This window comes from Arcticibacter eurypsychrophilus, assembly GCF_001730525.1.
GTDB lineage: Bacteria > Bacteroidota > Bacteroidia > Sphingobacteriales > Sphingobacteriaceae > Arcticibacter > Arcticibacter eurypsychrophilus.
Genome location: NZ_MDFN01000002.1, coordinates 189,122 through 200,829 on the forward strand (window position 1 = coordinate 189,122; position 11,708 = coordinate 200,829).

General features: G+C 36.9%; 9 protein-coding genes and 1 riboswitch. Of the genes, 1 reads left to right on the top strand and 8 read right to left on the bottom strand.

Translation table 11 applies throughout. The features are described 5' to 3' along the window. Positions 1-148 precede the first annotated feature (148 nt). From BFL47_RS02425 to mgrA, 6 genes are all read right to left on the bottom strand, one after another. Positions 149-1,072 carry a reverse transcriptase domain-containing protein gene (locus tag BFL47_RS02425; protein WP_211480913.1) on the bottom strand — a complete coding sequence of 308 codons (924 nt, stop codon included), beginning with the start codon at positions 1,070-1,072 and terminating at the stop codon, positions 149-151. Further along, on the bottom strand, positions 1,054-1,335 hold the full coding sequence (locus BFL47_RS19980; RefSeq protein WP_211480914.1) for a hypothetical protein: 282 nt from the start codon (positions 1,333-1,335) through the stop codon (positions 1,054-1,056). Before BFL47_RS19980 ends, BFL47_RS02425 begins: the two co-directional genes overlap by 19 nt. Before the next feature lie 724 nt (positions 1,336-2,059). Beyond that, a complete protein-coding gene (locus tag BFL47_RS02430) occupies positions 2,060-3,679 on the bottom strand; it encodes a hypothetical protein (RefSeq protein ID WP_069658197.1) in 1,620 nt (539 codons plus the stop codon). An 11-nt stretch (positions 3,680-3,690) separates the two neighbouring features. After that, a complete protein-coding gene (locus BFL47_RS02435; protein ID WP_245681278.1) occupies positions 3,691-4,407 on the bottom strand; it encodes a hypothetical protein in 717 nt (238 codons plus the stop codon). Positions 4,408-5,104: 697 nt separating this feature from the next. Further along, positions 5,105-6,499: an undecaprenyl-phosphate glucose phosphotransferase gene (locus BFL47_RS02440; RefSeq protein WP_069658199.1), complete on the bottom strand. Its 1,395-nt coding sequence runs from the start codon at positions 6,497-6,499 to the stop codon at positions 5,105-5,107. A 770-nt stretch (positions 6,500-7,269) separates the two neighbouring features. Continuing rightward, complete coding sequence (mgrA, locus tag BFL47_RS02450) at positions 7,270-8,259, bottom strand: L-glyceraldehyde 3-phosphate reductase (protein ID WP_069658201.1); 990 nt, start codon at positions 8,257-8,259, stop codon at positions 7,270-7,272. A 368-nt stretch (positions 8,260-8,627) separates the two neighbouring features. On the opposite strand from mgrA, the gene BFL47_RS02455 reads away from it, so the two are divergent. Further along, positions 8,628-9,728, top strand: coding sequence for a mannose-1-phosphate guanylyltransferase (locus BFL47_RS02455; protein WP_069658202.1), 1,101 nt, complete (start codon positions 8,628-8,630; stop codon positions 9,726-9,728). A 36-nt stretch (positions 9,729-9,764) separates the two neighbouring features. Further along, positions 9,765-9,855: riboswitch (TPP riboswitch) on the top strand. Positions 9,856-10,004: 149 nt separating this feature from the next. Here BFL47_RS02455 and BFL47_RS02460 read toward each other — a convergent pair. Next, the gene (locus BFL47_RS02460; protein WP_069658203.1) at positions 10,005-10,430 is read right to left on the bottom strand and encodes a GtrA family protein; all 426 of its coding nucleotides are present in this window, start codon (positions 10,428-10,430) and stop codon (positions 10,005-10,007) included. Further along, a complete protein-coding gene (locus BFL47_RS02465; protein ID WP_139125734.1) occupies positions 10,427-11,146 on the bottom strand; it encodes a CDP-alcohol phosphatidyltransferase family protein in 720 nt (239 codons plus the stop codon). Before BFL47_RS02465 ends, BFL47_RS02460 begins: the two co-directional genes overlap by 4 nt. Positions 11,147-11,708 lie beyond the last annotated feature (562 nt).

Below are 11,708 nucleotides of genomic sequence, written 5' to 3' on the forward strand. Positions count from 1 at the left end.
ATTTAGCATAAACTAATTTGGATATATCACATAAGCTACAATTATAAACCACAAGCTAACTAATTAGTAATTGAGTAGGAAGGTAATCATTATCTGATTACCTGTCCTCTCACACCACCGTACGTGCCGTTCGGCATACGGCGGTTTGTTAGAATAATTTCCTTTGGTGTTCGGTTATCCAATAGTAGTAGTTGGCAAAACCTGTGTATTTCAGCTTTATAAAGTAGGCATTATTTAGCGTACGGTATAATATAGGGCTATGCGCGATCCTGCAATATGACTTTCGGCTGTTTGACCATTCATAGGATTTGCCCTTTGGAATACCCAGCCTGATCAGGTTACGCATACGGCTACTGACTTTCTTCCACTGTTTCCAAATGATCATCCTTAGCCTTGTGCGAACCATTTCGTCTACTCTAAGTAACTGTTTTTTGGCTTTAGCTATCCGAAAGTAGTTTACCCAGCCCCGTATGACGCTTTCTAGTTTAGCGATCCGTTCATTGGTACTAATCGGGTGGTTTCGTTTGGTCTGTTCCCTTATCTTCTGTTTTGTTCTGCTCAGAGATTGGGGCGCAATCCGTATTTGCCACCCTTCTTTGTTCCTGTAGAAAGAAAAGCCCAAAAGCGTACTGGCCGTTGGCCTGCTTACTTTGCTCTTTTCCCGGTTCACCTTAAGTTTCAGTTCATTTTCCAAATATCCCGTGATGCATCCCATGACCCGATTGGCGGATTTTCTGCTCCGTACGTATATACTGCAGTCATCTGCGTAACGTACAAAGCGGTGACCACGCTCTTCCAGTGTCTGGTCTAATTCATTCAGGATAATATTGGATAATAAGGGGCTCAAAGGACTGCCTTGCGGTGTCCCTTCTCTTCTGGGGCTGACCAGTCCGTTTTCCATGATGCCGCTACTTAGGTAAGAACGGATAAGTTTTAAAGTTCGCTTATCTTTAATCTTAACCAATAGCAGGCTCATCAGTTTGTCGTGGTTTACCTTATCGAAGAACTTTTCAAGGTCCAGTTCTACTACCCAGGTATAACCCTCATTTAGGTTTACCTGCGCCTGAAGCACTGCATGATGGGCACTGCGTCCCGGCCGAAAGCCATAACTGTTTGTTGAAAAGCCCCCTCGTACTTAGGGTTTAGCCATTGGGAAATGGCTTGCTGTAGTAACCTGTCGATTACCGTTGGGATGCCCAACATTCTCTTTCCTCCGCCTGCTTTGGGTATTTCTACCTTCCGCACAGCTTGCGGATGATAATGGCCTGTCAGTATATCAGCCCTTAATGTTTGCCAGTTGGCGTTCAGGTAGTCACGAAGTTCATCGGTCTGCATACCATCGATACCTCCGGCTCCTTTATTGGCTTGACCTGCATAAAGGCTTTTTCTACATTACGGATGTCTAATATTTCTTCAAGCATACTACTAAAAAAAAAACTTTTAATCCCAGGCATTGTGCACATTGGTTGCATGGTTCTGCTCAACTCCTCCTGCATTTTACTTTAAGCTTCCGGCTTATCCTCCCGCAGGTAGTTCTCTGATGTGGTTCTGTTGTTATCGCTTCGCCATAAACGTCCTGTTTCCTTTGCCATTCTAACATTCAGTCCTTCCTGTTTGTTAATCAATCAGTACTATGACCTCTGCTGACTTCTGTCTGTACCAATTAACCATTATTATTCTGGTTAATGTTTCTTCTCCAGCATTCGCGCATGCCCTTGACAGATTATAGACAGATCTCCCGGGGTAAGATAATCCGCTTTCTATGGATGTGGCCTCTGTATTTACGTGTTGATGTTCTGTGCAGTATTGGGCTTTTGTTTGTGTTGCAACATTACCCACATCATCACGCCTTATATACAGTTTCTATTCGTAAGCCCCCATATTTGCCGCCAGCTTCCTTCAGATTCACAGTCACCTGTGACACCCTTGCTCTTGGCTAACCATTCCTACTGCAAAGTGGGTTTGGGACTTGCACCCTATAGCTGATCGTCATGCCCGGCGCACAACAAAAAAAAGGGTACACCAATGGTGTACCCTTTTTCAAATTAATTACGAAACCTTATTGTCCAATCGAAGCACAAGCTTCATTCAACATTTCCAGGTTATTTACTGAATCATGAGTTCCAAGATTTTCACCTGAACCATCACCAACAGTTGTAGAATTATTAGCAACAATTGCCCTATTACTAACAGTTTTGGGTTTACTATCCCATACGCCTCTAAAATCATATCTTTTTGTAACATCAAGGCTGGTAGTAGATATGTAACCTTTTACAACCTCACCTAAAGGAAGGAAAGCTGCGTTCGAACCTGTTAAGCGAAAATATAACTGGAATGTTGGCAAAGCGGATACTGTAACAGTTTGTCCAGGGCACCTGACAAACAATTGCATGGTAACAATCGGCTTTTGTATTATGGAAGCTAATGTAGCAGAAATCAATGAACCGCAGTTAACATTTACAGGACCATTGAACAAAACTGCTCCTGTAGAAGAATGGCTAACAATTAAAGTCGAAGTCCCGGTAGGCACAACCGGTAATGGAATAAGAGTTGTTGTACTGGATACATTTAGTATCTGATCAAGAATAACTTGATTCTGACTATTCAAAAACTTCACATTTAATGGATAGGAAACTCCGGCAGTCATCCAGGTAGCATTTAATTGAAGGCTTGAATTTGAACAAGCTCCTTCAACATATCCAACTATATAGGCTGTTAAGTGACTTATTGGGTAAGAAACCGCTAATTTGTTATTATTGTGACTGATAACAGAAACTGTTCTTTCGAATTTAAAAATACCGGTTGTTACTTCATAGCTGAATACTTCTAAAAGATCGCCAACCTTTACTAAGGCACCTGTTTTAGGGTTAATGTAAGATGGGTTAATATCTTGTACGATAGTTACCTCCTTATTGAAGCTTTTAACTTCTACAGCATCCAGATAAAACTCAATATCGATTACACCAGCCGGTACAAATGAACCAGAGATAGTTTGCCCTACAGCATTAACAATAGATTCACTTGCCAGACTTCCACCAGGAAAAAGAGCTATACCATCTGCATTTCGAGCATCAAGATTAACCAAAACAGTAGTAAATGTATTTCCTGACAAAACCTGACCTGCCGCATTTAAAAACTGCGTACCTGCCTGTAGTTGTAAGGTAGAAACTAAAGAAGAAGTTGTCGCATTTGTACTGATTGTAACTGGCTGTGTAGCAAGGGTTGTCAAATTAACAGTTGGTTTAGACACTGATGCTCCAGAAGGTGGATTATTAATATTAAGGATTTTAATAGGTTTTACTTGAAATCTCTGACCAGCAGTAATAGTAAATGGAATATTAACATCCAGAATTGCATCTCCACTGACTTTTACATTGAATTCTAATGGGGAACCACTTGTAGGATCCTTATGGGGATCTATGCCCATGTAGATATAGCCCTCCTGAACAATAAAGCTTCTAGTTCCTGAGGTGTTATAAACCGCGCCTGCATCAGGACCGGTAATCTCAACCACAAGTCCTGTAGGTAAAGCATTTCCTGACGCGTCATCCACTTTAATCGCTGTCGTATAATTGAAAATATTAGGAGTGATTATAAGCGTTATATCATCCGTCGGGTTTTTACAAGCTGTAAACACACTTATAAAAGTAATTATTGATAGGTACAATATTTTTTTCATAACAAAAAGTATTAATAGTTATAAGCGAATTTAATTTCTAGCTTAGGAAGCCACTTGTAATCTTTAAGGTTTCTTCTGAGAATAGGTTCATTAACCTCAGGATTTGAAGAAAGCCAATTTGTTGCGGTCATTTTAACATCCGGATCTCCAATATAATAAGCACCTAGGTTAAGTCCCATATTAAAACCTCCAGCGATTACAAGATTATGCCAACCCAGACCTGCGTAAGGGGCCCAGCCCTTCCAGTCTACTGTAGTACTCAAAACTCCAACCTCTTCTGGTGAAAATGCAATATCACCTACATAATAAGGTTCGTTCAACATAATATTAGCACTACCCCCAGCTTTAAAAAAATAAGCTCCACCTGCGGTTAAAGCAAACTTACTGAATAAGACTCCGGCGTTTGGAAAAGGCTGCCAATCAATAAAGCCACTAAAGTTCATAAACTCAACCTTAAAATCAGCTTTATAGTCATAACTACTGTTGAATTTCTTTACAACATCACCTTTATAAGGAAGCAAGGTTGTGGACAACCTTAGATTAAATCGGGTGGATAAAGGTGTGCCAACTTCTACTCCCACTCCTTGAGTACCTACAGTAAGTCCTATTGAATTTGTAAATGCGGGATGGCCAAGAGTCCCATCTGGCAGCCATTCCTGTTGAGCAAAAGTTGCAGTGCTAGCCAGCATACCACAGCCTGTCAAAACCATTAAGAGCGTTGATTTCATATAATTTATTTTTAAGTTTGAAGATGTATGAAATTTCAATACATTAATAATGTATAAGAAATCGATCAAATATATGATATAAGGCACTTTATAACAAGTAATTTATCACATAATGTCCCATTTTTTTGCACATATGAAATTTTCAAACATTATTTAGCTATTTTTTCGAAACGTTACCCAGACTCCCATGGTTCGGCTATGAATATAATATTGGGAGTAAAGCCGAATTTTTCATAGTAATAGATTTATTTTCCTTTTATGCTAGAATATCATCAATAAATATTTTTATCACGATGAATTAGTTGAACAAAAAAATTACTTTAATTTGCTCTATTTAGCTACATTTCTTAAGAAAAAGTAATTATTTAACAGAAACACATCTTTTATTTAATGTTAATTGGGAGAGAACAGCAAATTTCATCAGTATATAACCCTTAACATGTACATAAAACAGATATGACTACTACAGTATTATCTGTCATTACCTGCAAAGTAATAAGATCCAACTTTAACACGCAGTGTATAAAAATACGATCCAGTATTTTTGCTTTTATTTATAATTGAAAATAACTCGGACAATATAATTACAAATTCTTTTGCATCCATTTCAAAAAAACCCCTTAAACAAAGAAATCTTATAAATTAACCCGGTTAATTTATAAGATTTCTATAAAGCAAAGACTTTTTCTAAATAATTTCAATAAGCGTTATCCTCGCCTTTAACCATATTAATAACAGTCATAAAAATGATTTTCACATCTTGCATTGAGCTCCAGTTCTCCATATACCATATATCGTGCTCAACACGCTTTTCCATTAAACGGGGATCCTCAGTTTCACCCCTGAAACCATTAACCTGTGCCCAACCGCTTATACCTGGTTTCAAAAATTGTCTTACCATATAACGGTCAATAATTGCACTATACTGTTCCGTATGCTTGATCATATGGGGTCGAGGGCCTATAATACTCATATTCCCAAGTAAAACATTGAAAAATTGAGGGAATTCATCCAAGCTACTTTTCCTTAAAAACTTCCCAATTGGAGTAATTCGATCATCGTCTTTACTAGCTTGTTTCTTGTCACTATCACTATTCATCCTCATACTGCGGAATTTGTAACACCAGAATGGCTCATTATTCCTTCCACTACGTAATTGCCTAAAGAAAATTGGTCCTCTACTTTGACTTTTTATAATGATTCCAATAATGGGAACCAACCAACTCATTACAAAAAGCACCACTAATGAACTAAAAACAATATCAAAAATTCGCTTCTTAAAGCGATTCTGCATATTTTCCAAAGGCTCATGCCGCAAACTTATGACCGGAAATTCGCCCATATAACTCATTGTAAAAGGAGCAGTAAGTGAGCCTGTCAAATCAGGCACAAATTTCAGCCTCACACATTGCCTTTCTGCTTCCTCTAAAAGATATTTCGCTTCAACCATCCTATCAGGCGTTAACGATACATATACGTCCTTAATCCCTCGACTAGCAGCGTCAGCTATATGTTTACATGTAGAAGGCAATAAAGATCCATCTTCATTAACAAAAAGTGTATCTTCCTCATCATTATAAAGAAACCCTTCAAATTTAAAATTTTGACTTTTCTCCAGATAACCAGCAAGACGAAGTCCAGTATTGTTCTTACCCAAAACAGCAACTGGTTTACTCACTCTGAAGTGCCTGTATAAGACAAATTCAAAAAATGTACCAGCAAAACGGCTTAACAAGAAAGCAACACTTATTGCCAGATAAAGCGTTATTATAAAAGCCCTTGAAATTGTGTAATTATCTGAAAAAGTCAGATAGAAAACAAATAGTACTGCGTGGAAGGCAACCGCTCTCCAACTGGCTCTATAAATACTTACAATTTCAGCTAATGATTCATTACGGTATAATCCGCATACGTTGGATGAGAAAAACCATATCAAATTACAAACAAGCAGATAATTCTTATATGACCCTTCCAACGGTGATGCCTGTATCCCAAAAACAGCATAGAATGCCAAAAAGAATGATGCGTTTATTAAGATAATATCCGTGGCTAAAAGCACAAAACGCAATAAATATAAATATCTTGTTTGCATAAATCCCCAATTAATGTTATAACAAATATAAAAATAATTTCATTTAATTAAAACATTGACAATAATTTAATAGAATTAAATGAAATATTATAATCACATTTTACAAAATAACACTTGATAAGTATTAAAGTTTTTAATATATTCTAAACTAATATACTGCTATCTATCATTCCTTTTTTTACCCATCTATTAATTTCCACCGCTAGCTTGTATTTAAATTATATACGTTAATACTTATGGACAACTAAACTTAAAATTACATCAGACATTTAAGTATAAGTAATAAAACATGCCCTGGTTTTTTTTATAGTAATTCAGGAAGAGTCAAAAATTATTTCTTAAAAAAAACACTTACCTATTCAAGTATAACTCAAGATATAACCGAGAAAAGTGTTTTAATAAATTTCATAAGTATTCCTCCCTGCACTTTATCAGAAAATCATTTTCGTTTCCTAGTTAGTCATAAGCATCGAAAAACATTTAATCCTCTGCTTTAACCTGATAAACTTTATTACTTTCCCCATCGTAACATTGACCAGAAAATTTAATACTGCACTTCAATCTAAAAATCTTTTATTTATTTGGCATATCGTCAAAATCGCCGAATACATTAATCCTGCAATCAACCCGAAAACCTTTTTCATTTTCCGCGTCACAAAATTGCCCGGAAAATTTAATCCTGCGCTTCAAACCGAAATGCCTTTCAAGTAGATATTAAAAACTTAGCCTTCGAAATTTAAAATCAAAAAACCCGATCAACTAACTCCCCCTTACTTCAAAATTGAATTGATCAAAGCAAGCTCCTCCTCGCTAAAAGCAGTATTTCCCAAAGCCAGTAAAGAATCGGTAATTTGTTCTGGCCGACTCGCTCCTATTAATACGGATGTAATCCTTTCATCCTTTAATAACCAAGCTAAAGCCATATGCGCAAGTTTTTGTCCCCGTGACTGAGCAACTTCATTCAACTGCCTAATCACTCCCCGCACTTCTTCAGTAATATTACTCTCTTTCAAAAATACCCCACTGGTAGCAACTCTTGAGTCTTGAGGAATTCCATTCAGATATTTATCAGTAAGCAGACCTTGAGCTAAAGGCGAAAAAGCAATACAGCCCAAGCCTTTATTACCCAACAAGTCCAGGAGTCCATCTTCCGCCCATCGTTCAAACATGGAATATTTAGGTTGATGAATCAGACAAGGAGTACCCAGTTCTTTTAAAATTGATATTGCTTTTTCCGCTTCCTCAGGTTTATAATTTGATATTCCCACGTAAAGTGCTTTACCCTGACGTACGATATGATCCAACGTCCCCATAGTCTCCTCTAAAGGTGTATCCGGATCAGGCCGATGAGAATAAAAAATATCCACATAGTCAAGATTCATTCTTTTCAAACTTTGATCCAAGCTCGATATCAGATATTTACGAGAGCCCCACTCTCCATAAGGCCCATCCCACATATTATATCCGGCTTTAGAAGATATAATCAGCTCATCACGATAACCATCCAAATCAGCATGCAGTATTTCACCAAAACGCGTTTCCGCAGATCCCGGAGGAGGTCCATAGTTGTTAGCCAGATCAAAATGTGTTATTCCAGCATCAAAAGCTGTTGTAATCAGATTGCGACTGTTTGTCTTATCTGAAGCCTGGCCGAAATTATGCCACAAACCCAACGACATGGCAGGGAGTTTTAATCCACTGTTTCCACAGCGACGGTATTCCATATGTGAGTATCTGGAAGGAGAAGGAATATATACCATTAGTTTATATATAGTAAAGAATTGAGATCATAAAAGGAAAAGGATTATATACAATTAGTTCAAAATGAAAAGAAAGATATTTAAAAACGCAATAGGAAAAGTATAATATACCATTAGTTTTATAAATACGAATCGTTAATAAATTCATACTACATAGGAACAAGGGATATGTATTATCTTTTTTTTGGTAAAATTAGTGAAAATTTCATTCTTTAAGCAATTACCCCTTACAATCAACCAAATTTTGTATTTTGCATCGGGCTATTTTAAATCTACGTGAGATAACATATATAGCCTGAATCGAAAAATCATATTTTTACATCACATACGCGAGGAACTCGTATATAAACTTTAATACTATACCACAGATGATTAATCAAACACAAAACAGCAATTACTATGCTGTTATTATGGCAGGGGGAGTGGGAAGCCGTTTTTGGCCTGTTAGCCGTACCGCATATCCTAAACAATTTATTGATATTGCGGGTACAGGCATGAGTCTCATCCAAGCAACCTATGAGCGTTTCAAAGATATCGTGCCCACACAAAATATATATATATTAACAAACGACAAGTACAGAGACCTCGTTAAAGAACAGTTAAAAGGAATTCAGGACTATCAGATTCTTTGCGAACCAGTTATGCGTAATACAGCTCCATGTATCGCCTATGCCTGTCACAAAATAAGCGAACTCAATCCTAAGGCATCAATTGTAGTCGCACCTTCTGATCATCTTATCTTAAACACACGTCAGTTTACACTGGATGTTAGTAATGCTTTGCATACTGCTGAAAGCAATCCTTGTTTGATTACGCTTGGCATACAGCCATCCAGACCCGATACCGGTTATGGTTACATCCGTTACTCCGATCAGGAATTAGGTAATGGCTTTAAAAAAGTGGCTCAGTTTACTGAAAAACCCGACAAAGAGCATGCTGAAAGCTTTTTAAAGAGTGGAGATTATTTGTGGAATGCCGGAATTTTTATATGGAGTGCTGCAGAAGTATTAAAAGCTTTTGAAACACAATTACCCGAAATGAATAAGCTATTTCTTCAGGGAAGAAACGTGTATAATACAGGAAATGAATCCACATTTTTAAAAGAGAACTATCCAAACTGCCAGAATATCTCTATTGATTATGGAATAATGGAAAACGCTGAGAATGTATTCGTATTACCCGTAGAATTTGGATGGTCCGATTTAGGAACCTGGGCATCATTATATTCTCTGGCCGAAAAAGATGAAAATCAAAATGTAGTCATTCCTTCAGAGGGAACAATTCTGCGCGACACTTCCGGCTGTATGATTAACATTCCAGAAGGCAAAAAGTTAGTAATCGAAGGATTGCACAACTATATAATTGCAGAAGCAAACAATACGCTGATGATTATCCCCCGCGAAAGCGAACAGGTAGTAAAACAGATCGTTGCTGATGTAAAAACCAAGTATGGCGAAAACTTTGTATAATCAAAACTAATATTTGCATATCGAAGCTAATAAATTATAATTCTTTAGGGGTGCCCCAAGGCTGAGATCAAGACCCTTTGAACCTGATACTGCTCGTACAGCCGAAGGGAAAAGTTTTATATAATTTTCAGGAATGCTGTACATAAAACAGAGGAACCGGAAAAGAAGTACTCTTGACTTTAAACGTGATTCCAATTTTTTAGGAATCTCCAACCCAAAATATAAGAAGGCAAAAATAAGCTGATTCTATTAAACGGTTCAAAATAGAAATGCTATCTATAACCTATTTTTATTATTGCTTGCCGCTACAAAAACCCAATGCTTTTGAAGAACATAGTTGAATAAAAGGGATACGATCAAATCAATAACAAGCCGGCTGATCCTATAGTCCAATCGTAGTAGCTCAGTCAACGAATAAGTACCTGAAATTTTCAAGCAAATACTCCCACAAACAACCAAACAAAATCTGAATAACTGTGCATTAATGGATTTTTGATCTTCATTATTAACTTTAAAAGTCCAGTATTTATTAATGGTAAAATTAACAACTGCTCCTATAGTTCCTCCAATAAATATAGAAAGGGTATAATGAAACCCGACGACTTCAGTAAAAAAAATCATAGTCAGGTAATCAGCTATACCTCCTGTAAAGGCGGAGAATTGAGCTCTAATAAAAATCCTTAATGAAGACCGGTTGATCATTTATTACCTTTATTGGCGGCCTTTTCCTCTAGGTCACGCTGATTGCCAAGAGCCAACAGATCCTGAGTATCAATTAAATTAATAATAAACAAGGCGAAACACATAATCATGGCAAGCCAGTCAATAGACCCTGCAAAGAAAATTTCAGTGATCAGAAGTCCGCAAATAATAAGTCGAACTTCCGTAGGGCCAAATATCCCTGAATCAATGGTATACTTATCTGTAATTTTATATCGAAGCTGAGAAATAATCATAGCCCAACCATAAAAAGCCACAAAAAGAAAAGCTACAATTTCAAAGTCCCCTTTAATGTAAACCAAAAAACCCAAACCCATCAGAATGGTACTGATCCAATCCATAATAATATCCAGTGAAAACCCATACCACTTCCTGGGAATATTCCTATAATAGGCAATTCTTCCATCCAATGAATCGCCCAACCAGTTTATAGCAAGTCCGGTTACCCCAATCAAAAGATAGGATACATGCAAATGAGCGGCTAAAAGGAACCCTACAAGAACGAGAAGACTCCCAAACATTCCGAGTCCGGTAAGCATATTAGGAGAAACAAAAGCCGGCATTCTGCTCACCAGCCATCCAATTGCACTTTGCTCCGTACTCTTTAAAATATTGGTTCTTTTTCTATCTTTAAATGTTCTTTTTCTATCCTCATCTTTTTTAATCAAAATAGAAGAGGAAAGGGTATCTTTATCCATACTTTATAACCTAATCTTAAAAAGGTGTGCAAAAGTAAGAATAATAGGGCTATTATTAACACCGTGTTATCTTAATGTCAATTAATTAACAAAAACCTGGATTTAAACAAACCAAACCTTTTCAGCTAAAGATCCGAACCTTTAAAAATAAATTTCGTAGAAATGAGCTAATATGCAACCGTGCAAATCATACAGGAATTTATAAGTATCAACTGGTTTAAACTTATTGGAAGTAAAGAACACTTCTCATTGGAGCAACGCATCTTTCATGCAACTTGCATCCTTCCATTAATAATCAGTCTATTAAATATTTTTGTAAACCTGTATTTGCAACTTTATAACCTTGCAGCATTAATGTTTATTCTGCATCTCACCATGCTGTTCCTTTATTTTAATTCCAGGATAAGAATGAAGACCAGATCGAGCATTTCCATCTATTGTCTTCTTGGAAACGTTTTATTTGCGCTTAACTTTTATTATAATTCAGGAAGCAATGGGCCAACAACCCTACTATTTTTAATTCTATTTTTAATTACTGTTGTCCGGTAAAAGAAAAAAGGTT